General features: G+C 46.8%; 25 protein-coding genes. 23 read left to right on the top strand and 2 right to left on the bottom strand.

All coding sequences use genetic code 11. The features are described from left to right. Positions 1-385 precede the first annotated feature (385 nt). Positions 386-1,303: a hypothetical protein gene (locus ABDK92_08555; protein ID MEN3186660.1), complete on the top strand. Its 918-nt coding sequence runs from the start codon at positions 386-388 to the stop codon at positions 1,301-1,303. 580 nt (positions 1,304-1,883) lie between these two features. Here ABDK92_08555 and ABDK92_08560 read toward each other — a convergent pair. Continuing rightward, a complete protein-coding gene (locus tag ABDK92_08560; protein MEN3186661.1) occupies positions 1,884-2,276 on the bottom strand; it encodes a ferredoxin-thioredoxin reductase catalytic domain-containing protein in 393 nt (130 codons plus the stop codon). A gap of 9 nt (positions 2,277-2,285) precedes the next feature. Then, complete coding sequence (locus tag ABDK92_08565) at positions 2,286-2,534, bottom strand: glutaredoxin family protein (protein MEN3186662.1); 249 nt, start codon at positions 2,532-2,534, stop codon at positions 2,286-2,288. A gap of 163 nt (positions 2,535-2,697) precedes the next feature. Here ABDK92_08565 and ABDK92_08570 point away from each other — a divergent pair, with 163 nt between their 5' ends. The 22 genes from ABDK92_08570 to ABDK92_08675 all read left to right on the top strand — a co-directional run. Continuing rightward, positions 2,698-3,555: a PIG-L family deacetylase gene (locus ABDK92_08570; GenBank protein ID MEN3186663.1), complete on the top strand. Its 858-nt coding sequence runs from the start codon at positions 2,698-2,700 to the stop codon at positions 3,553-3,555. A gap of 13 nt (positions 3,556-3,568) precedes the next feature. After that, the gene (locus ABDK92_08575) at positions 3,569-4,573 is read left to right on the top strand and encodes a Gfo/Idh/MocA family oxidoreductase (protein MEN3186664.1); all 1,005 of its coding nucleotides are present in this window, start codon (positions 3,569-3,571) and stop codon (positions 4,571-4,573) included. An 11-nt stretch (positions 4,574-4,584) separates the two neighbouring features. Next, entirely contained in the window at positions 4,585-5,898 is a 1,314-nt protein-coding gene (locus ABDK92_08580) for a sigma-54 dependent transcriptional regulator (GenBank protein ID MEN3186665.1), read from the top strand. 192 nt (positions 5,899-6,090) lie between these two features. Next, on the top strand, positions 6,091-6,381 hold the full coding sequence (gene groES / locus ABDK92_08585; protein MEN3186666.1) for a co-chaperone GroES: 291 nt from the start codon (positions 6,091-6,093) through the stop codon (positions 6,379-6,381). 30 nt (positions 6,382-6,411) lie between these two features. Then, the gene (gene groL, locus ABDK92_08590; GenBank protein MEN3186667.1) at positions 6,412-8,028 is read left to right on the top strand and encodes a chaperonin GroEL; all 1,617 of its coding nucleotides are present in this window, start codon (positions 6,412-6,414) and stop codon (positions 8,026-8,028) included. A gap of 76 nt (positions 8,029-8,104) precedes the next feature. Next, positions 8,105-8,389, top strand: a complete 285-nt coding sequence (locus ABDK92_08595) for an FmdB family zinc ribbon protein (protein ID MEN3186668.1) — start codon at positions 8,105-8,107, stop codon at positions 8,387-8,389. An 11-nt stretch (positions 8,390-8,400) separates the two neighbouring features. Then, positions 8,401-9,033, top strand: coding sequence for a zinc ribbon domain-containing protein (locus ABDK92_08600; protein MEN3186669.1), 633 nt, complete (start codon positions 8,401-8,403; stop codon positions 9,031-9,033). Positions 9,034-9,051: 18 nt separating this feature from the next. After that, entirely contained in the window at positions 9,052-9,927 is an 876-nt protein-coding gene (locus ABDK92_08605) for a P1 family peptidase (protein MEN3186670.1), read from the top strand. Positions 9,928-10,006: 79 nt separating this feature from the next. Continuing rightward, positions 10,007-10,528 carry an ECF transporter S component gene (locus ABDK92_08610; GenBank protein MEN3186671.1) on the top strand — a complete coding sequence of 174 codons (522 nt, stop codon included), beginning with the start codon at positions 10,007-10,009 and terminating at the stop codon, positions 10,526-10,528. Continuing rightward, positions 10,506-11,282, top strand: coding sequence for a type III pantothenate kinase (locus ABDK92_08615; GenBank protein MEN3186672.1), 777 nt, complete (start codon positions 10,506-10,508; stop codon positions 11,280-11,282). The genes ABDK92_08610 and ABDK92_08615 overlap by 23 nt, the downstream gene beginning before the upstream one ends. Further along, a complete protein-coding gene (locus ABDK92_08620; GenBank protein MEN3186673.1) occupies positions 11,257-11,676 on the top strand; it encodes a polymer-forming cytoskeletal protein in 420 nt (139 codons plus the stop codon). The genes ABDK92_08615 and ABDK92_08620 overlap by 26 nt, the downstream gene beginning before the upstream one ends. Beyond that, positions 11,606-12,523, top strand: coding sequence for a quinate 5-dehydrogenase (locus ABDK92_08625; GenBank protein MEN3186674.1), 918 nt, complete (start codon positions 11,606-11,608; stop codon positions 12,521-12,523). The genes ABDK92_08620 and ABDK92_08625 overlap by 71 nt, the downstream gene beginning before the upstream one ends. A gap of 1 nt (position 12,524) precedes the next feature. Beyond that, positions 12,525-13,787: an aminotransferase class III-fold pyridoxal phosphate-dependent enzyme gene (locus ABDK92_08630; GenBank protein MEN3186675.1), complete on the top strand. Its 1,263-nt coding sequence runs from the start codon at positions 12,525-12,527 to the stop codon at positions 13,785-13,787. A 15-nt stretch (positions 13,788-13,802) separates the two neighbouring features. Beyond that, a complete protein-coding gene (locus ABDK92_08635) occupies positions 13,803-14,240 on the top strand; it encodes an SRPBCC family protein (protein ID MEN3186676.1) in 438 nt (145 codons plus the stop codon). A gap of 17 nt (positions 14,241-14,257) precedes the next feature. Continuing rightward, the gene (locus tag ABDK92_08640) at positions 14,258-15,322 is read left to right on the top strand and encodes a shikimate dehydrogenase (GenBank protein ID MEN3186677.1); all 1,065 of its coding nucleotides are present in this window, start codon (positions 14,258-14,260) and stop codon (positions 15,320-15,322) included. Between the two features lie 6 nt (positions 15,323-15,328). Further along, the gene (locus tag ABDK92_08645; GenBank protein MEN3186678.1) at positions 15,329-15,874 is read left to right on the top strand and encodes a nucleotidyltransferase; all 546 of its coding nucleotides are present in this window, start codon (positions 15,329-15,331) and stop codon (positions 15,872-15,874) included. Continuing rightward, on the top strand, positions 15,843-16,052 hold the full coding sequence (locus ABDK92_08650) for a hypothetical protein (GenBank protein MEN3186679.1): 210 nt from the start codon (positions 15,843-15,845) through the stop codon (positions 16,050-16,052). Before ABDK92_08645 ends, ABDK92_08650 begins: the two co-directional genes overlap by 32 nt. Before the next feature lie 121 nt (positions 16,053-16,173). Then, positions 16,174-16,635: a transcriptional repressor gene (locus tag ABDK92_08655; GenBank protein MEN3186680.1), complete on the top strand. Its 462-nt coding sequence runs from the start codon at positions 16,174-16,176 to the stop codon at positions 16,633-16,635. Beyond that, the gene (locus ABDK92_08660) at positions 16,632-16,874 is read left to right on the top strand and encodes a FeoA family protein (GenBank protein ID MEN3186681.1); all 243 of its coding nucleotides are present in this window, start codon (positions 16,632-16,634) and stop codon (positions 16,872-16,874) included. The genes ABDK92_08655 and ABDK92_08660 overlap by 4 nt, the downstream gene beginning before the upstream one ends. Further along, a complete protein-coding gene (locus tag ABDK92_08665; protein MEN3186682.1) occupies positions 16,871-18,577 on the top strand; it encodes a ferrous iron transporter B in 1,707 nt (568 codons plus the stop codon). The genes ABDK92_08660 and ABDK92_08665 overlap by 4 nt, the downstream gene beginning before the upstream one ends. A gap of 18 nt (positions 18,578-18,595) precedes the next feature. Beyond that, positions 18,596-19,255, top strand: a complete 660-nt coding sequence (locus ABDK92_08670) for a diphthine--ammonia ligase (protein ID MEN3186683.1) — start codon at positions 18,596-18,598, stop codon at positions 19,253-19,255. Between the two features lie 55 nt (positions 19,256-19,310). Beyond that, a partial coding sequence (locus ABDK92_08675; protein ID MEN3186684.1) for a DNA repair exonuclease occupies positions 19,311-20,411 on the top strand: 1,101 nt, incomplete at its 3' end.

The raw sequence follows: 20,411 nt of genomic DNA on the forward strand, positions 1-20,411 counted from the left end.
CCTTCTTCTGAGTTTTTTACTACTTTTGGAGTGAGGATACCGGTTCCTGCACTTTTTTGTCTACCCACCTGTTGCGGATTTCTATGAACCTACACAGGCATGATGTGCGTTACCTGCTTTTGTTAAGGAGTCTAGTATGGTTATCGTGTTTTACGAAGTGGGTTTCCGCTAATGGAAAAAGGTGAAATGAATTTTGAAATATTGGAGAGCTTGACTCAAGCTTTAAAATCCAAAGTAAAATTTATTTTTCCCTATCCTCGGTAACTTATTTCCCTTCTGAGATACCAAAGATAAGTTGGAAGGTAGAGAAGCAAATTGCATCTTTTAGGAGTGTTCCAGGTTCGCTATAATGGAGGGGACCATTTTTGAAGGGGGATGGATACTGATGGGTTTCGATTACGGATTAGCAAAATTCATTCCTTTCCAGGATAAGGTAGAGTGCGAGCGAGTACGGCAAATTAAAAAAGAGGACCTTACTAAGCACCATAACCCTGAGTTTCGAATCCAGATTATTGAGGAAAGGGACGAATTCTATTTTCAGTTTGCTCTGGATATTGTGGGAAGAATTGTGAGAGCTCGGGACAAGGGAGAAAAGCTCGTTTTGATTCTGCCAGTGGGTCCGGTACCGCAGTATTTCAGAGCGGCGGAAATGATCAATAGGCTCGGTATCCCCATGGACCATGTTCATACCTTCAATATGGATGAGTATGCGGATGAAGACGGAAATACAGCTCCCATTGATTGGCCGGGTTCTTTCCAAAAGGCCATGTGGGATAACTTTTTCGGTCGTATTCATCCTCACCTTCGGCCTCTGGAGAAAAATATCCATTTTCCAACCAAAGAAGTTTTGAAAGACTATGCAGCCATGATTGCCGATTTAGGTGGGGCAGATTGCTGTTATGGTGGGGTAGGATGGTGTGGGCACATTGCTTTCTGGGAAGCACATCTTGGGTTTGAATTTGGTGATGACTTGGAGGCATTTAAACAGGCGGGGCCGCGTCTTGTCGAGTTGCATCCTATGACCATAATGCAGAACGCACTCCATTCTTTTAGCGGTGACTGGTCTTGGGTGCCTCCCAAGGCGAATACCATCGGCCCTGCTCAAATTGTTCAGGCAAAGGATCGCAGTTTCTGGCTAGATGGGTACATTGGAGGAGGAGTAAGCTGGCAGCGTTTTATTGCTCGTCTGGCTGCCCATGGGAGAGTAAATACCCTTGTTCCAGCTTCGATTTTGCAGACCCTGCCGGGTACCTATACCCTTCTTGGAGGTGTTGCTGATAACGTAACCATTTCGATGGCGTAAAAGAAAAGAGTGAAGAGCCAAGAGCCCTCGAGGCCTTAAGGCTTTTGGCTCTTTTGATTTTGTATTCAAAAATGTGAAAAGAGGTGTCAAAGCGTCTTTGCTTGTCCGGTCCTGGGGAATATAGAAATTTCGAAGATTTTTAGCAGCTTCAGGATCTTTTACGAAGTACCGTTGGAAAAGCAATTTCCACCTTGGTCTGTTCATGAGTAGCTTATCTTTCCAGTCCAGTTGGTGGTATGAGTAAGCCCCAGGTAAAGGAGAGCAAGCTACTCGTCCTCTTGCTGCAGAGGAAAGGATCTTTGCGATGATTTTTCTCTCTTTGGGATCCACAAACGGAGTGCCACTCGTGGCAAAGACCATCACGGGTTTGTCCTGCAGGATTGACCAGTGTTTTTTGATGAATTCGATGGATTTCATTTTCCCCGTGTGGGTGAAGGAACCAAAAATAACAGTTTGATAATGCGCTAGCTTGGACCCATCAAAATCATGAATAAAAAAGACATCGCCTTTAGTCATTTCTGCAATCCACTGAGCGTATCGCCTGGTACTTCTATATTTAGGCTGGTAAATGATAGCTGCTTTACTTCCAAAATAGTCCACAATGGCATCGACCATCTTTTTCTACGCTACCGCTGCGGGTTTCAAGACAAGGACAAACGTTTTCCGGAATATTATCGATTTTGCATGGACAGTAAAAATCACCGTAACGTTCGTATTTTTTGAGAAGTGCTTCAACTAAGGGTTCTTTCATTTCGTTGAAGTGGTATCCTCGCAAGCGGGCAAAATTTTCAATCCGCCGACGGATTTCCTCTTCCGGGCTGAAGTGAAGGGGTCGGCGAAGCATCCAAGAGTCACTTTCTTTGTGAAGAACAAGCACCGCGCCACACACTGGGCAGGTAATGATTTTTCCCTCTTCTTTTTCTTCTCTCAGGATAAAGGTAACCTGGCAAACCGGACAGAGGATCTTTTCCATTTGGATTACTCACTCCTCCAAGGCTTCTTTAATACGCAGTTCGTCGTAACCAACGATGACTGTTTCTCCAATGACCACAACTGGAAATGCCCTTCGACCAGATATTTCCTGTACCTTTTGCACCGCTTTTTCCTTTTCTTCTGGGTCTAAAAGGTCAACGTCCACGTGATCGAATGGAATGTTACGAGTTTCAAAGAATCTCTTGGCCATTTTGCAAAAAGGACAGGTGCTCAACGCATAGAGCGTGACTTTTTTCATCTTTTTCACCTCTTTGGTATTATATCCTTTTTAAAACCATATGGTAGGTGTTTTATTTCTTGGTCTTTTGAAGCAACGTTTTACGGGGAAACACTTTTGCAATGTCTTACCGGACATGGTACACTTACCGTGGGTAAAGTAAATGGAATAGGAGGGATGGAAATTGCAGAGAACGGATTTTAGCTTCTTGGATTTGAGAAAGAAAGAGATAAGTGAAGACATTGGTGTTCTTTTTCCAGGCTGGCAGGAAAATAACGAGCGGGTGGCTATTTTTTCTCCGCATGACGATGATGGGATTCTGGGCCCGGGATATCTTCTCCAGGCCATTCCTCTTTTTGGGGGAGAGGTACACGTGGTGGTTTTTTGCAACGGCTCTGGTGGGTACAGCGTAATTGAGCAGAAACACATTATCACTGCTCTGCGAGCCAGAGAAACGTTGAGGGCATACGAGGTGTTGGGTATTGATTCAGCTCATGTTCATCGTTTGGACTATGATGATTATAGCCTCTGGCCCTTCATTGGTTGGAAACTGGAACATGGAGAAGGAACGTTACGGAAGGTTCTCCCACTTTTACGTCGTTTGAAAATTACCCGGGTTTTATTGCCTAATGGATACCGGGAACATTTGGATCATCTGGCCGCGTTCATGGTGGGTGCCTTTGATGTGCCGCAGGCTGGGGATCCGGTGATGGTGGATTGGGGTGAGCCATCGCCTGTTCGTTCTATCCTTCAATATGCGGTGTGGAGCGATTTTGAGCCTGAAGACGCTTTTTTGTGTGGGGACGACCCTTCTGTTCGGGCGAATCGGGCTCTTTTGGCACCGGAGGAAGCAGAAACACGGGTTCGGAAATCGATGGAAGAATTCAAAACTCAGGCGCAGATTATTTCTGGACTCATGAAACAAAGGGAAGAACGAAAAATTGGGAGTGGGAGGGTTATGGAAATTTATTATGCCTTTGATCCACGACCCCGTTGTGAATATGAAAAGTACGTTCGGCGGGTTCGAGAGATCATGAGATGAGAGGGGGAAAAAAGTGTATAAAATTGCTCTCTTAGGGGCCGGTTTTATTGCTTCAGTCCACGTGGAGGCTTGGAGGAAAGTGGGAGGTGCTGAGGTAAGCGCTTTCTTTGAGACGAATCCTGAAAAAGCTTCCGCTTTTAAAGAAAAGTATGAGATCAGATGTTACGATTCTATGAGTACCCTTTTTAAAAACGAAGACGTTGATATCGTTGATATTTGTCTTCCCACCTTTCTTCATCGAGAGTATGTGGAGATGGCTGCGAATGCAGGAAAACACGTTTTTTGTGAAAAGCCTATCGCTCTTACCGTTGACGATGCAGCCGTCATGGAGGATGTGTGTCGTCGGAACGGCGTGAAATTCATGGTGGGACATGTTCTTCGCTTTTGGGGAGAATATGTCAAGGCAAAAGAGCTACTTCAAGAAGGTGTGATTGGTACAATTTTGGCGGTGGAAGCTTTTCGTCTTTCGGTTTCTCCAACCTGGTCGGTGGATAGCTGGATTCTCAAACCGGATTTGAGTGGTGGTGCAGCGCTGGATCTTCATATCCACGATTGTGATTTCGTTAACTGGATTCTGGGAAGTCCCAGAGAAGTATTTGCTCGGGGGATGCGTTCAGCGGTGGGATCTTGGGACCATATTTTTACTGAGGTGCGGTATGAGGACGGGGCCGTAGCCAGTATCCAGGGAGGGTGGATGATGAAAGGAGATTTCCCCTTTACCTGTGGGTACAGAATTCTGGGCGAACGAGGGGTTCTGGAGTGGACCTTCAGAGCGGGAGTGAATATCGAAGAACGGAGTCAAAGTAACCCGATTATTCTTTATCGGGATGGAGAAGAAAGAAAAACCATCGAGGTTTCTCCCGAAGATCCGTACTACTGTGAACTCCAGTATTTCTTTGATTGTATAAAGGAAGGAAAGCCTATTGAAAGAGGGACCCCGAAACAGGCTATTCTGGCGCTACAATTGGCGCTGGCAGCTCAAGCTTCCGCAGAAAGTGGTATAGTCGTCAAATTGTAGATAGGGAAGGCATGAGAAAGGTTCTTCTTGTTGAAGAAGATGCACTGTTACGAGAAAAAATAGGAAGTATTTTACGTGAAGAGCGGTACTACGTCATCGCCATACGGGACCGCATACTGGCTATGAACTGTATTGAGAAAGAGGAAATCGATGTAGTTCTTGTGCGAGAGGAAATTTTACGGGAAAACAGTCTCGAACTCCTCTCTTTCGCTCGCCAGCGCTTTCCAGATATTGTGATCATCGTTATGGGGTCAGAGGAAGACTCGTTCCGCATCCGGGAACTCCTCACCAAAGGAATTTATGAATATCTTTCCCCTCCGTTTACGCCTTCGCGCATTCTCTCGGTAATGCGGCGAGCGGAAGAGCGGATCTTGCTTCTTGAGGAAAACAAAGATCTGAAAAGGAGAATGGTCCACCGTTTTTCTTTTGCCGGTCTCACAGGAGTTTCTGAGAAGATGCAACGGTTGTTCAGTTTTGTTATCCAGGTTTCTCAAGTGAAACGCCCTATTCTTCTTTTAGGAGAACAGGGGACAGGGAAAGAAATGGTAGCTCGAGCGATTCATCAATATGCTTTTACCCGGAAGGAACCTTTTTTCAAAGTTCTCTGCGGCACCATTGCCCATGATTTCTTTCGAAACGGTATTTTGGTTGAGGAAGGGAAGTCACAGAATCTTGGTGAGATCCAGGAGGGAACTTTCTACTTCGAAGATGTACATCTTCTTCCCTATTCTCAACAAACGGAGATGTTAGAGTTTCTGGAGGAATATCGTTTCGGACGCAAAGGGGGAAATCTCAGAGTTATTGCTTCTTCTGAGGTTCCCTTGGAAGGTGAAGTGGCACGGGGAACATTTCGAAGCGACCTCTATTATTTCTTGAGTGCAGTCAAGATCGAAATTCCACCTCTTCGGGAAAGAAAAGAGGATATTCCCTTTCTTGTAGACCAGTTTTTGCGGGAGATTGCCGAAGAAAGTGGTCGAGAAGCGGTAAAGATTAGCAAAGAAGCACTCAAAACGCTTATTGATTATGACTGGCCGGGAAATGTCATTGAGCTTCGAAACACACTGGAGGGAATGGTTATCCTTTCGGAAAGTAACCTCTTGACGGTAGATGACATTCCTGAACACATTATTAAGGGTTTTGTGCGAGAAGGGGTGCTGGAAATCAAAATTGGAACGCCGCTTGAGGAAGTGGAAAGGCTCCTCATTCGCGAAACACTCAAGTTTCATCGTTTTAACAAAACGAAAACGGCTCAAACTCTGGGTATCAGTCCCAGGACTCTCTATCGGAAGATGGAACAGTACGAAATCGAAGAGGAATCGAAGTAAAAGTTATTTTTGCCATTTTGTCAGATTTTTATCTACCTTTTGTGACATAATGTCAAAAAATTTATCCAAATTTCTGCCTTTTTGGCGAAAAATTGACCTTGATTGATTTTGTCCTAACTTGCCAAAATGGAAAATTTGATTACAATAGACTTTGGTTTGAAATGGAATCAATAGGAAAGGGGTGAAGAGGGTATGAAGATTAAACCGTTAGGAGATCGAATCTTGGTAAAACGAGTCGAGGAAGAAGAAGTTAGAAAGGGTGGAATTATTCTTCCCGACACCGCCAAAGAGAAACCACAGCAGGGAAAGGTTGTCGCTGTGGGCACGGGCAAAGTTGATGAAAATGGAAACCGCAAACCTTTGGAAGTGAAAGAAGGTGACAAGGTTCTCTTTGGGAAATATGCCGGTACCGAGGTAAAGGTTGACGAAGAAGAATACCTTATTATGCGTGAAGATGACATTTTAGGAATTATCGAAGACTGAAGTTTTAAAAGAGAAAGGAGGTAAGTGAGCATGGCCAAACAAATTCTCTTTGAAGAAGAAGCGCGGCAGGCTGTTTTGCGTGGTGTAAAAGTCCTGGCCGATGCTGTAAAAGTGACCCTCGGTCCTAAAGGAAGAAACGTCATTATCGAGAAGAAATTCGGATCTCCGACTATTACCAAAGATGGCGTGACCGTGGCCAAGGAGATAGAACTTTCTGACCCCAACGAAAACGTTGGTGCGCAGCTTGTGAAGGAAGTTGCGTCGAAGACCAGTGACGTTGCCGGTGACGGAACCACCACGGCTACGGTTCTTGCAGAAAGTATTTACCGGGAAGGGTTGCGGAACGTTGCAGCCGGATCAAACCCAGTATTACTCAAACGGGGTATCGATAAAGCTGTTGAGGCGGTAGTCAGTAAACTACGGGACATGAGCAAAGAGGTCAGCGATCGTAAGGAAATTGCCCAGGTCGCTTCAATTGCTGCGAACAACGATGAATCCATTGGAAGCATTATTGCCGATGCTATGGAGAAAGTTGGGAAAGATGGCGTCATCACAGTTGAGGAAGCAAAGGGTTTAGAAACGACGTTAGAAGTTGTAGAAGGGTTGCAATTTGATCGTGGATACCTCTCTCCTTACTTCATTACTGACCCAGAAAGAATGGAAGTCGTGTTGGAGAACCCTTATATCCTTATCTACGAAAAGAAAATCTCGGCAGTGAAGGACCTTCTCCCAATTTTGGAAAAAGTGGTTCAGAGAGGGAAACCTATCCTCATCATTGCTGAAGATGTGGAAGGCGAAGCCCTGGCAACTCTGGTGGTGAATAAGCTCAAGGGTGTTATCAGTTGTGCAGCGGTCAAAGCTCCTGGTTTCGGTGATCGCCGGAAGGCAATGCTCGAAGACATTGCCATTGTTACTGGTGGTCGGTTCATCTCTGAAGACCTGGGTATTAAACTGGAAAACATTACCATTGAAGACCTTGGACAGGCTCGCAAGGTGGTTGTTGACAAAGAGAATACCACCATTGTGGAAGGCGCTGGGAAACGTGAAAATATCGTAGCGAGGATGAACCAGATCAAAAAGCAGATTGAGGAAACCACCTCTGATTATGATCGGGAGAAGCTCCAGGAAAGACTAGCCAAGATCGCTGGTGGTGTAGCAGTCATTCGAGTTGGCGCAGCAACCGAAGCCGAAATGAAGGAGAAGAAGGCCAGAGTTGAAGATGCTCTCCATGCCACTCGAGCAGCGGTGGAAGAAGGAATTGTTCCTGGCGGTGGCGTGGCCCTGATTCGCTGCACTTCGGCCATTGATGCTTTGAATCTAAGCGGTGATGAGAAGGTTGGAGCCCTGATTGTCAGAAAAGCGCTGGAAGAACCAGCTAAGATGATCGCTGAAAACGCTGGTGAAGAGGGTTCGGTGATTGTGGAACGGATTAAATCTGCCAGCAATCCCAATTTGGGCTTCAACGCCTTAACCGGCGAGTTTGTCGACATGATTCAGGCGGGAGTTATTGATCCAGTCAAAGTTGTTCGCACCGCCTTGCAGAACGCAGCCAGCGTCGCTTCGGTGATGCTGACCACTGAGTCTGTGGTGACTGAAATCCCGGAAAAGGAGAAAACTCCCCCGGTTCCGCCGACGCCAGAGTACTGAGGTGATGATATAATAGTAGAAGAGTGACCCGGTGGCGTCTATCCACCGGGTCTTTGGTCCTGGGGAGGTGGCAGCAATGCCAATTTATGAGTACGAGTGTTTGGAATGTGGCAAAGTTTTTGAGGAATTTCAATCTTTTAGTGATAAACCTGTTTCACAGTGTCCATTTTGTAAAGGAAAAGTAAAACGTTTGATTAGTAGAAGTGTGGGTTTTGTTTTTAAGGGTTCTGGTTTTTACTCTACAGACTATCGAGGCTCGGGTTCGAAAAGTAGCAGCTCAAGTTGCAGTACCTGTTCTTCTTCAAGCTGTTCAACTTGTGGCACTTCTGGGAACACCACGAATAACGGATCCAAATCCTGAGAGTACTGTCTATGAACTTTCTAGGATATACCCTGATTTTGGGTGTCTTAGTTCTGGTTGGGGTGCTCTGGGGCGTTAAGAGAAAAGGAGGCCAGGTGTCGGTTGAGGAGTTCTGGAAAGCAAAGGAAGAGGAATACGGAGAACGTCGAGTGCTTTCCGGTTTTACTCGTTACTTAGGAGGCCATCCCCGGTTTGAGAAAGTAACCGATGGCCTCCTTTTTTTAATGTCTCGTAGCTTATGGTTTGAAAATTTTGAGAAAGGTCCAAATATTTTTGGTTTCACCATGCCCTTTGAAAAAGTTGTTTTTCGAGTACCGCTACAAAGGATTTCTACCATAGAGTCGACTTCTGAAAAGGATTTTGAAGATACGAATTTTGGGAATCGTCTTTTCCGTTACCAGCGCTTGAGTCGTAAACCCGCCTATTTGACTGTAAATTACGTTGATGAATGGGGAAAGTCTCAAACGCTCTATTTTGATAGTATGGTGGATATTAAAAACTGGCAAGAGGAGTTTGCAAAAGCAAAGGCTGCGTGTCCCCCGGAAGAGGAACCCCAGACTGACGTTGGTGTGTGTCCCAAGTGTGGTAAAAAAGTTTCGCCCGATTTTAAGCTTTGCCCCTACTGTGGGTGTAAGCTTTCCTAAAAATTGATGGAATTTTTGGTGGGGCATTACGAAGATCTGAAAAAGGCTACCGGTTGCACCGTATTCCTCTTTTTCGATCCCAATCGGGCTGTGGTTTCAATACGTGGTGGAGCACCTGGGAGCCGGGAGCTGGAAGCCCTTTCCCCGGGGCGTCTTGTGGAAAGTGTCGATGCCATTGTTCTGAGTGGAGGGAGTGCTTTCGGTCTTTCCTGTAGCTCTGGGGTCGTTGAATTTCTGCAGGAACGAGGGAGGGGCTTTAAAACACTCCGAGGAGTTGTTCCCATTGTTGCCCAGGCCGTGATTTATGACCTTGAGGTTGGTGAATGGGCTTTTCCGACCCCAGAATGGGGGTATCTTGCTTGTGGAAAAGCGCGCGAGGTGGTTATTGAAGGCAGTGTTGGTGCGGGGACTGGAGCCACGGTGGGTAAAATGGGAGGCATGGGAAGGGCCATTAAAGGGGGATTTGGAAAGGGTGAAGCAGAAACCCGGCAGGGCCGGATATGGGCTTTTGTTGTGACGAATTCTCTGGGAAATATTTATTCTCCTTATTCCGGAGAGATTGTGGCTGGATGGAAAGAGGAAAAGGGAGAAGGCATTTCGCTTTCTCCTTTTAATACCACGCTGGCGGTGGTGGTTGTTGAAGCCGATTGTTCTCGGGAAGAACTCCTCCAATTTGCGAATGTGGTTCACTCGGCCCTGGCCACCTGTATTCGTCCTTTTGCCACCCTCTACGATGGGGATGTCATTTTTCTCGTTTCCTTGAAAAGAAAGAAGCTTGTTGACTACTTGTCTCTGGTAGGAGGGATTTACCATAGTGTCACCGAAGCGGTCATTTCCTCGGTGACCAGGGCAACCAGTGTGGCGAATATCCCAACCTGTGGAATGTGCCGCTGACTCAAGAGAGCAGCGAGAAAGGGAACCTGATGGGTTTTCCGTCTGGTATCTTTGAAGAACTGGAACGGAGGTGTGAAGTATGGTTCAATCATCTTGGCGGAAATTTGTCTTTGCTGGTGTTTTGGGTGGTATTTCAGGTATTCTTGCTCTGACTCCTCTGGGACTCATCCCGGTGCCAAATCTTTCTACCTATGCCACAACCATGCATATTCCTGCTATAATAGGAGGGATTATAGGTGGTCCTTTGGTCGGCGCTCTGGTGGGGTGTGTACTGGCTTTTTTCACCATGCACCTTTTCTTGGGGAACCTGGTGGCTTGTTTTCTGCCCCGGATTTTTATCGGGGTTGTTGCATATTTCTTATGGAGAGTTCTGGGGAAAGGGAATCTAGGTATTTTGTTTGGGAGTCTCGGAGGGACGTTGACCAATACCGTAGGGGTTTTGGGCTTGATGGTATTCATGAAATATTTCACCTGGGAACAGGTGCTTCCCATTTTTCTGGTTAATGGTATTCTGGAGCTCTTGATTTCTGGGGTGGTAGTTTTGCCAATTGTTAAGATCGTCTTGAGGGTGTTTACAATTGATTCATATCCTCGCGGTTGATGTTGGAAATACCCATACCACTTTTGGCGTCTATGAAGATCAACAATTGCTGAAGCACTGGCGAATTTCAACATCCTCGCGTCGAACTCCGGACGAATGGGGACTCATGATGGAGTCACTCCTTGTTCGGGTGGGTATAGAGCGAAAGACACTGAAACGAGTTGTGTTATCCTGTGTGGTACCACCGGTGGGGAGTGCTCTGGAACATCTTTTTCGCTTTGACTGGATGCTGCCATATCTTGTAGTGGGACCGGGGGTAAGAACGGGACTTGCAGTTCGGGCTGAGGCAAAAGAGGTGGGAGCAGATCGCATTGTCAATGCGGTAGCGGCTTCGTCTCTTTATGGGGGAGATTTAATTATCGTTGACTTTGGAACGGCAACTACCTTTTGTGCGGTGACTCGCCGGAAGGAATATTTAGGAGGAGCTATTGCTCCGGGTATTGGAATTGCTTTGGAAGCGCTCTATGAGAAAACAGCGAAACTCCCTCGAATCGACGTAGAAGTTTCAGAGCGATGCATCGGCAGAACCACGGTGGAAGCCATGCATGCTGGGGTCTTTTTCGGATACATTGGTTTGGGAAGAGAGATTGTGCAGAGGATGAAGGAGGAATTTTCACAGGAGGCTCGGGTAATTGGGACGGGAGGATGGGGCGTTTTCTTGCAGAAATACTGTGATTTCATCGATATTTTTAATCCGGTTTTGACTCTGGAGGGCTTACGGATCATCCATGAGCTCAACGAATCAGAACCATAATCGAGAGGAAGTTGCGGTCATTGGTAGTAATGCTAAAGCCAATGGCCAATTAGAGACACCGGGTCTCCTCATTGTAGAGGGGGAATTTGTTGGTTCGATTCGTTGTCTTCAGCTTCTGGTGACCAAGGGCGGTAGAGTGACTGGTTCGGTTGAAGTGCAGGACCTGGAAGTATGGGGGAATGTGAGCGGGTTTTTGAAGGTTCAGCGAATGGTTTGTCGAAGAGCATCCCGGATTGGGGGTTGTGTGCTGGTAAAAAGTATTTCTTTTGAACCGGGGGTGTTCATGGAAGGTTTCCTGACCTTTCAAAGAATCGAGGATGAGCATGATGGGCGAAAAGAGAGTGGTGAGCATCAGTCTGGGTTCCTCCCGAAGGAATCACAGGGCGCAGGTTGAACTTTTAGGATATCGGATTTCGATTGAAAGAATTGGCGTTGATGGTGATAAAGAGAAGTTTAAAAAACTCCTTGCTGAACTAGACGGTCAGGTTGACGTCTTAGGACTGGGCGGAGCGGATCTTTATCTCCGGGCGGGTCACTACCGATATGAAGTGGTTGATGTGGCAAGACTCGTTGCAGGACTTAAGAAAACCCCCATCGTAGATGGTGGGGAACTGAAGATTGTTTGGGAACGGGAAATTCCTCGCTACTTGAAGGAAAGAGAAAACTTGAGTATGGCCGGAAAAACTGCCCTCGTCATGAGCGGAATGGACCGGTATGGATTAGCTGAGGGGCTCAAAGAGGTGGGCTGTAACCTCCTTATCGGCGATATGCCCTTTGCTCTGGGGATTCCTATAGCGCTCCGGTGTCTGTGGACTTTGCGATTGCTTTCGGTGGTCATGATGCCAGTTTTGCGTCGTCTTCCCATTGACATTCTTTACCCCACTGGGAAAGAGCAGGAAAAAAACCAGCCTCGTTTTCCCCGTTATTTTGAAAAGTCTGACATCGTCGCCGGAGATTTTCTGTATATTTTCCGTTTTGCTCCGGAAAATCTCCGTGGAAAAATGATTATCGCCAACACGGTAACGGCTCAGGATGTTGAAGAGATGCATCGTAGAGGGGTTCACGTTCTTGTTACCACCACTCCAGAGATGAATGGACGCTCCTTTGGGACAAACGTTTTACAGGCGATTTTCGTAGCCATACTGGAGAAAGATCCACGCACAATCCATCCTGAGGAGTATCTCGCGTTGATGCGTCAGCTTGGCATTAGGCCGAGAGTCTTGAGATTGAGGGAGGCGTAATATGGAGGACAAGGAAAAAATTGTTGAGGAAACCATCGAAAAGTACATGAAATACGTGAACCCTGGCTTTGCACGTCTCTGTAAGTTTGCCAATCTTGCCACTGTAGAATGGGAAGGAAAAGGAGCCAGAGTTTTTGACGTCTTTGGCCGAGCCTATATTGATTGTATTGGTGGATTTGGTGTGTTTAATATCGGTCGTAACCATCCCCGTGTGGTGGAAAAAGCCATTGAACAACTCCAAAGGCTTCCTCTTTCTACCCGTACTCTTTTTAATAAACAACAAGCGGATCTTGCGGAAATGCTGGCCCGGATTACACCTGGCAATCTCCAGTATTCATTTTTCTGTAACAGCGGTGCTGAAGCCGTAGAAGGAGCGTTAAAGCTGGCGCGACTTTATACTAAGCGGAAGAAATTTGTATCCTGTGTCAACAGTTTCCATGGAAAGACTATGGGAGCGCTGAGCGTGTCGGGAAGAGACGTGTATAAGAAGCCCTTCGAGCCGCTGCTTCCTGAAACTTATCAGGTGCCATTCAATGATCTTGAGGCAATGAGGGCGATAGTTGACCAGGCTACGGCAGCAGTGATTGTGGAGCCCATTCAGGGTGAAGGAGGAATTAATATTGCGGCGCCAAATTATCTCCTGGGCATTCGGGAAATCTGTAATCGTTATGGGGCACTGCTCATCATCGACGAGGTTCAAACGGGGTTGGGACGGACCGGGAAAATGTTTGCCTGTGAACACTATGGAGTGATTCCAGATATTATGACCTTAGCGAAGGGTCTCGGTGGAGGCCTTCTTCCCCTTGGTGCTTTTGTGAGCACTGCGGAAATCTGGAAAGTTTTTGAAGACAATCCCTTGCTCCATAGCTCTACCCTTGGTGGGAATCCTCTGGCCTGTGCGGTGGGGCTGGAGACGCTCAAAATTTTACAAGAAGAGCACATCCCCCGGCAGGCTCAAGATAAGGGCGAATATTTGATACAGAAATTGCGGGAATTCCAGCGGGTCTTTCCTGAACTCATTAAAGAGGTACGGGGTATGGGGCTTCTCATTGGAATGGAATTCTTCGATTCAGATGTTGCTTCGCTTCTGGCTATGGAAATGGCTGAAAAAATGGTCCTTGTCGCATACACCTTGAATAATCCTCGAGTTATCCGTTTTGAGCCTCCCTTAACCATTACCCGTGAAGAAATGGACCAGGTGATTGAAGCTATGGCTGCATCGCTTCAGGGAGTGAAAAAAATTGTGGAGGAATTGAACGCATAGAAAGGAGGGTTTCGAATGGCGAAGGTTTCTGCTTCCCTGATGATTGAAGGAAATGCGGACACTGTATATGAGAAGGCCAAGGATATCGAGCGATTGGCGCAATTTCTGCCAGATCTCGAGGAAGTGAGGATTCTGCGGAAAGAAAGTCAAAGCGTTGATAGTTTCTGGAAAGGTCGCTTTCAGGGACGAGAGGTGAAGTGGACCGAACGTGATTTGTGGGATGATGAAAAAAGGGAATGCCAATTTTTTATTCTTGAGGGTGACTTTAAAACGTATAGGGGAATATGGAGATTTGAGCCAGCGGAGGAGGGGAAAACACGGGTTGAGCTCGAAATTGAATATGATCTTGGATTACCCCTTGTGGGAGCCCTGATCAGTGCGTTTTTGCGAAAAAAGATGGAAGAAAATACTCAGGCTATGCTCTTGGCATTGAAAAAATCGGTGGAAGGGTAAAAAGAAAGGTGGTCTCGATGGATAAATTTGCCTTCATTATCCACGCTATGGATGTGCAAGATATTCGAGAGCACATGCCCTTCTTGCGTTTTTTACCTTCCTCGTGGGTGGAGTTTCTGGCTTCAAGAGTACCCCCTTTTATCCTCTCCCATGTGACCGGGGTGAAATCGGCAGCTACTGGTAAAGAAATTGAAGGATGGTTTGTGGGATTACCTATGACGTCGCGGGTTCTTTTGGAGTATCCTTTTTCTTTTGTGGCTCGGCAAATCCGCAAATGTGGATTGCTGGCTGAGAAAATGGGAGCCGGGATTATTGGACTGGGAGCGTTTACTTCCGTAGCTGGTGACGGAGGGATTACAGTCAAAAATGGTCTACGCATTGCTGTGACCACCGGCAACAGTTACACAGTGGCTACGGCTCTGGAGGCTCTGAAGGTAGCCTGTGGCAAAATGGATGTAAACCTTCTTGACGAGGAAATAGCCATTGTGGGGGCGACAGGTTCAATTGGTAGAGCCTGTGCTTTGGCCCTTGCTGAAGAAGGGAAGAAATTGCGCCTTATTGGTCGGGACCGGGAACGCACCGAGAAAGTAAAGGTCGAAGCAGAGAAACGTGGCGCTCCTGCAGTGAAGGCATTCGTTGATATGCAAGAAGGCATTCGGGGAGCAAGGGCTATCCTGACGGTTGCTTCAGCAGTGAAGAATCTCCTGGAGCCTTCTTGGATTGAACGAGGTGCGGTCATTTGCGATGTAGCCCGTCCCAGAAATGTTGCTGAGGAAGTAGCCCGGGCAAGGGAGGATGTGCTGGTAATCGAGGGGGGTGTTGTGGACGTCCCTGGTGACCCCGACTTTGGTATGGATTTTGGGTATCCTCCCCGTAAAGCATATGCCTGTATGGCTGAAACCATGGTTTTGGCTCTTGAAGGACGATTTGAAGACTATACCTTGGGAAAAGAAGTTGAAGTGGAACGGGTACGAGAAATTCAGCTTCTTGCCGAAAAGCATGGATTTCGGGTTTCTGGACTACGCAGCTTTGGGCGAGAACTTACTGAAGAGGAGATTGAAAAAGTCAGAAAGAAGAGGTAGCAAACTTTGGATTTGCGGATGGTTTTAGAGGCACTTCTTTCCCGGTTTGAAATTCAGAATATTCGCTATGCGCTCATCGGGGGCCTGGCTCTGGGTCTTTTAGGAGTGGGTCGGGCGACGATGGATATTGATTTTCTGGTTTTTCGAGACGACATGTCTGTAGTGGATACGATCATGACAGAGTTGGGGTATGAATGTCGGTATCGCAGCGAGAATGTCTCACAGTATGTGTCATCACTCGCCGTTTTTGGCGAGGTGGATTTTCTCCATGCTTTTCGGGAAAGCACCCTTGATATGCTTCGCCGGGCTCAAGAATGTGAGATTTTTGGTGGGGCAATGCGAATAAGGGTTATCGCTCCTGAAGACCTGATTGGTTTAAAATTACAGGCTTTGAAAAATGATCCTTCTGGGCGAACTCTGGATTTGGAGGACATCAAGGAACTTGTCCGCATACGCGGAAAAAACCTTAACTGGGTCCGTATTCGAGAATATGTGAAAATCCTGGAAGCGGAGGAATGGTATGCCCTCTTCGCGCCTCCTGAAGAGTGTTAAAGAAGAGTTGCGTCGACTTTTACGTGACAGTACCTTTGGGGAAGATATGCGTCGGGTTCGTACTGTGAACGTGATGGCAGGCGATGTGTATCTTCAGTTTGTCATACAATTCCATGAGTTTCTCTCTCATCGTTCTCGCCCCTTTCGGGCTATTCAAGACAAGGATATGCGACTCTAAGGGATAGTATTTGTTTTCAAAGCTTTGAAGTTTTTCCGATTTATTAATTTGACTTGACAGGTTTTGTTGCGTTTCATATAATTATGATAATGAGAATTATTCTCATTTTTTGGTGAAAACGATGAAAATCGGAGAAAAGTGGAGAAAAGCCTTTGAACTTTCTAGAAAACGGATTACTCCTTCACGGAAAGCTATTGTGGAAGTTCTGGAAGAGCAGAGAAAACATCTCTCGGCAGAAGAAATATACAGTTATCTCAGAGCAAAGCATCAAAAAGTAGGAATTGCTACTGTGTACCGTAACCTGGAACTCCTTTCTCGGATGGGTATTGTGCACCGAGTCAATTTTGGCGACGGAAAAGAACACTATGAAATTGCCAAAATTCCCGCCCTTCACCATCACCATCTGGTATGCACGGTATGTGGAAGAGTCATTGATTATCAGGATTTCCGGAAAGAAGAAAATGAATTTGTGGAAGGACTGGGCAGGATGCTGGAGGAAAAGTATAACTTCCTTGTCCAATCGCATCAGCTGTACTTTTATGGAGTCTGTAAGGATTGCCGATCGAGGGGGATGGAAGAGTGACCAGAATTATGGTTACGCTTGCAGAAATGAGAGCTGGTGAGGAAGGAACCGTAATCGGTGTGAATGGTCAGGAAGCGTTCCCTCGACGGTTATGGGTTCTGGGATTGTTCCCAGGGAAAAAAGTAAAAAAGATCAGTTCTTCGCTGGGAGGAGGACCGGTGGTTATTTCGTGTGGAACTCAAGAACTTGCTCTGGGGAGGGGATTGGCTTTGCGGGTCATGGTGGAGGTTGAACGATGAAAAAGATTGTTCTGGTTGGCAATCCCAATGTGGGGAAGAGTGTCATTTTTACTCAGTTAACGGGTGTTTATGCGGTTTCTTCCAATTATCCTGGGACCACTGTCGATTTTTTGAGGGGAACGGTTAAAAGAGATCATGAAACCTGGGAATTAATTGATGCTCCGGGCACCTATGCTCTGTCTTCGGAAATTGAAGCGGAACGAATTGCTGGTCAACTCATTGACGAAGCGGATATTGTGATCAACGTGGTTGATGCTGGAAATTTGGAGCGAAACCTCTATCTCACTTTCGAAATCTGTGAGAAAGCGAAGCCGACCGTTGTGGCTCTCAACATGTGGGACGAGGCCAAAAAGCGAGGTATTCAGATTGATATTGTGCGGCTTAGCGAAGCACTGGGTATTCCGGTAGTTCCAGTGGTTGCCACCAGTGGTGAGGGAATCAAAGAACTTTTTGAAGTTTTAGAAAAAGCCGCCCTTCCTCACCCTGTCTCTTGCGAGCACACGCATCGCTGGGAAGAAATTGGACGGCTTATTGAAGCGGTGCAACATCTTTCTTACGTGAAACCCAGTTTTCTGGATTGGTTAGGACAGTTCACAATTCATCCAGTGGGTGGATTGGTCGTTGCCCTCTTTGTTCTTTTGGGAGCCTTTTTGCTGGTACGGTTTGTTGGTGAGGGTCTCATCGGATTGTTGGAAAACCTTTTCGAGCGATTTTATCTTCCCCTTTTGGGGAAGGTGGAACCTTATTTTTTGCATGTTCCCTGGTTAGGACGCATCCTTTTGGGAGAACTGATTGATGGTCAAGTTGACCTCGAGCAATCTATGGGCATTATTTCCACCGGCGTTTACATCCCTTTTGGGGTGGTGCTTCCGTATATTATGGCGTTTTACCTTATGCTTGGGCTTCTGGAGGATATCGGGTATTTACCCCGGGTGGCGGTGCTGCTCGATGGATTCTTCCATAAGCTGGGACTTCATGGTTACACTATTGTTCCCAGTTTGCTTGGACTGGGGTGTAATGTCCCTGGAATTATGGCTACGAGGATTTTAGAAAGTGAAGCAGAGCGTTTTATTGTGGCAACTCTCATTTCCATTGGTATTCCCTGTGCTGCTCAGCAAGCGCTTGTGGTAGGGTCTTTGGGAAAGTATGGTTTTGCTCCTCTTTTGCTTGTCTATGGAACTTTATTTTGTGTATGGTTGTGCTGGTCGGTTTTCCTGAAATATCTTGTACCCGGTTTTCGCCCTTCGCTTTTGACTGAAATTCCTCCGTATCGACTCCCTTTCCCCAAGGCCATCCTTTCCAAACTCTGGTTGCGTCTGCGGGGATTCCTGCGAGAGGCCCTTCCTATCGTTTTTATTGGGATTCTGAGCGTGAATGCTCTGCACCTTACCCACTTTTTTTCTGGAATCAGTAGGGTAATCAGTCCTTTGGTTGCTAAGATATGGGGAATTCCCCAAGAAGCGGTACTATTTTTGATCCTCGGTTTCCTGCGCAAGGATATGGCCGTGGGCATGCTTCTTCCTCTGGACCTTTCGATGAAACAGCTCGTTATTGCCAATGTGATCTTGGCCATGTTCTTTCCCTGTGTAGCCACATTTGTGGTCATGTTACGCGAATTCGGCTGGAAGAGGCTTCTTGAAGCTCTGTTGATCATGGTTGCTTCGGCGACTTTGGTTGGTTGGATTCTCAATCTGGTTTTGTGAGAGGGGGACACAGTCGCGATGGTAAAACGAAGTGGTAAAAGGATGTTTGTTTCCTTTAGTGGTGGGAAGGATTCTCACCTCAGCCTCTTCAAGGCAAGGCAGGATGGCCTGCGAGTGGAAGCGCTCCTTGTGATGTTGAGTGACCAGGGTGACTTTACCGCGGGACATCGACTGCCTCTTTCTTTCTTACAACGTCAGGCTGAAGCAATGGGTATACCGCTCTTTTACGAACACGCGTCTTGGGAAGAATATGAACAGAGATTTTTGGGTATGCTTCGCGTTTTTCGGGCTATGGGTATCGAGGGTGGCGTTTTTGGGGATATTGATCTCTGGCCTCATCGGGAATGGGTGGAAAAGGTTTGTACGGAAGCGGGACTCGTTCCGTATTTGCCTCTTTGGGGGAAAGACCGCCACGAAGTTGCACAAGAAATCATTGACAGTGGTTTTGAGGCTTACATCGTAGTGGTAAAGGACCAGTTTTTATCATCGGCTTTTCTCGGTCGTCGCTACATCCAGCAACTCATTCTGGACCTTGAGAAACTGGGTGTTGATATCTGTGCTGAAGAAGGAGAATTTCATACGGTGGTGGTCAATGGTCCTGTCTATAAATATCCCGTGCAGTACTCTTTTGGGGGAATTAGGAAAGAAGAAGGGTATCACATTTTGGAGGTCAGGTGAAATGCGATGTTCATGGTAAAATAAAGCAGAATTCAATTGCCGTCAGGGCGAGACGATGTTGAAACCAAGAGTCAAAATTCTTCATACTGCAGATTGGCACATTGGCCTTTCTTCCTGGAGAACCCAGCGAGAGGTGGATCGTTTGGAGGAACAGCGGGAGTGTTTGGAAGAAATGCTTGTAGTTGCAAAGGAGGAAAAGGTTGATCTGGTTGTGCATGCGGGTGACCTTTTCCATCATTCTTATCATCCACCGAAGGAGGCAATTCGCCTTGTGGTGGATACCATCCGTTCCTTTACCCAATTTACACTATTCGTGTGGGTGGTAGGAAATCACGACTGGTATGCGGTGGAGCCATTGCGAGGTGTCTTCCCGGAGAGGATGCTGGTGATCAAGGATTTTGATGTGCGACACCTTCAGGATGTTGGGGTGAGTATCTTTCCCCTTCCTTATTTGAGTCTGGCGCGTTTTCTGGGGAATGGTCCTGGAAGTGAGAGCCAAAGTGTTGCTCGAGAAAATATCCGCGCACACATGGATAGGTGGAAAGAAAATCGTCACCCCTTTTTCTGGAACATTCTAGTGGCTCATGTGACCATCGAAGATCTGGCGTTGCACTATCTGGAAGCCAATGCCAATCGGGAAGTTTTCCTGAAAAGGGGAGACCTTCCTTCTTTTTTTCACTACGGGGCCTTTGGGCATCTCCATGACATGATTCCTCTCCGGAACCCGTTTCCCATTCAGTATCCATCTTCGCTGGTTCTCGATAATTTCAAACAGGTGGGAAAAAAGAGCGGGGGCTTTGTGGTGGTCGAACTCTGCGAGGGTGAGCAGGCCAAAATCACACCCCACTTTTTTGACAATTCTCGTCTTTTGAGTTTTGACCTTGAGGAAAAGAGGGATAAAAAAGCGATACAGGCGATGATTGAGGGGTGTCTCGGTCCCAAAAGGAATTATGTGCGCTTGCGCATTCGAGAGGAAATCATGGATGCCGAGTGGTGTCGGGATCTCAGAGAACTGGAGGGGGAAAACTGGAAAGTGGTGATGACGGAAGTCATTGCCAGGGAGCATGAGTTACCGGAGGCGGAGGAATCGGTAGAACTCGATACGATTCCCCAGCTTTTTTCTCGGTTTTGTCAGGAGAATCGTTTTTCGGAGGAT

It is taken from the genome of Atribacterota bacterium (genome assembly GCA_039638595.1).
In the GTDB taxonomy this organism is placed as follows: domain Bacteria; phylum Atribacterota; class Atribacteria; order Atribacterales; family Caldatribacteriaceae; genus Profundicultor; species Profundicultor thermophilus.

Excerpts from the sequence above, each read along its gene's own strand:
- ABDK92_08555 (MEN3186660.1), top strand. The coding sequence starts at position 386 with ATGGGTTTCGATTACGGATTAGCAAAATTCATTCCTTTCCAGGATAAG.
- ABDK92_08560 (MEN3186661.1), bottom strand. The coding sequence starts at position 2,276 with ATGGAAAAGATCCTCTGTCCGGTTTGCCAGGTTACCTTTATCCTGAGA.
- ABDK92_08565 (MEN3186662.1), bottom strand. The coding sequence starts at position 2,534 with ATGAAAAAAGTCACGCTCTATGCGTTGAGCACCTGTCCTTTTTGCAAA.
- ABDK92_08580 (MEN3186665.1), top strand. The coding sequence starts at position 4,585 with ATGAGAAAGGTTCTTCTTGTTGAAGAAGATGCACTGTTACGAGAAAAA.
- groES (MEN3186666.1), top strand. The coding sequence starts at position 6,091 with ATGAAGATTAAACCGTTAGGAGATCGAATCTTGGTAAAACGAGTCGAG.
- groL (MEN3186667.1), top strand. The coding sequence starts at position 6,412 with ATGGCCAAACAAATTCTCTTTGAAGAAGAAGCGCGGCAGGCTGTTTTG.
- ABDK92_08595 (MEN3186668.1), top strand. The coding sequence starts at position 8,105 with ATGCCAATTTATGAGTACGAGTGTTTGGAATGTGGCAAAGTTTTTGAG.
- ABDK92_08600 (MEN3186669.1), top strand. The coding sequence starts at position 8,401 with ATGAACTTTCTAGGATATACCCTGATTTTGGGTGTCTTAGTTCTGGTT.
- ABDK92_08610 (MEN3186671.1), top strand. The coding sequence starts at position 10,007 with ATGGTTCAATCATCTTGGCGGAAATTTGTCTTTGCTGGTGTTTTGGGT.
- ABDK92_08620 (MEN3186673.1), top strand. The coding sequence starts at position 11,257 with ATGAGCTCAACGAATCAGAACCATAATCGAGAGGAAGTTGCGGTCATT.
- ABDK92_08625 (MEN3186674.1), top strand. The coding sequence starts at position 11,606 with ATGATGGGCGAAAAGAGAGTGGTGAGCATCAGTCTGGGTTCCTCCCGA.
- ABDK92_08630 (MEN3186675.1), top strand. The coding sequence starts at position 12,525 with ATGGAGGACAAGGAAAAAATTGTTGAGGAAACCATCGAAAAGTACATG.
- ABDK92_08635 (MEN3186676.1), top strand. The coding sequence starts at position 13,803 with ATGGCGAAGGTTTCTGCTTCCCTGATGATTGAAGGAAATGCGGACACT.
- ABDK92_08640 (MEN3186677.1), top strand. The coding sequence starts at position 14,258 with ATGGATAAATTTGCCTTCATTATCCACGCTATGGATGTGCAAGATATT.
- ABDK92_08650 (MEN3186679.1), top strand. The coding sequence starts at position 15,843 with ATGCCCTCTTCGCGCCTCCTGAAGAGTGTTAAAGAAGAGTTGCGTCGA.
- ABDK92_08655 (MEN3186680.1), top strand. The coding sequence starts at position 16,174 with ATGAAAATCGGAGAAAAGTGGAGAAAAGCCTTTGAACTTTCTAGAAAA.
- ABDK92_08665 (MEN3186682.1), top strand. The coding sequence starts at position 16,871 with ATGAAAAAGATTGTTCTGGTTGGCAATCCCAATGTGGGGAAGAGTGTC.
- ABDK92_08670 (MEN3186683.1), top strand. The coding sequence starts at position 18,596 with ATGGTAAAACGAAGTGGTAAAAGGATGTTTGTTTCCTTTAGTGGTGGG.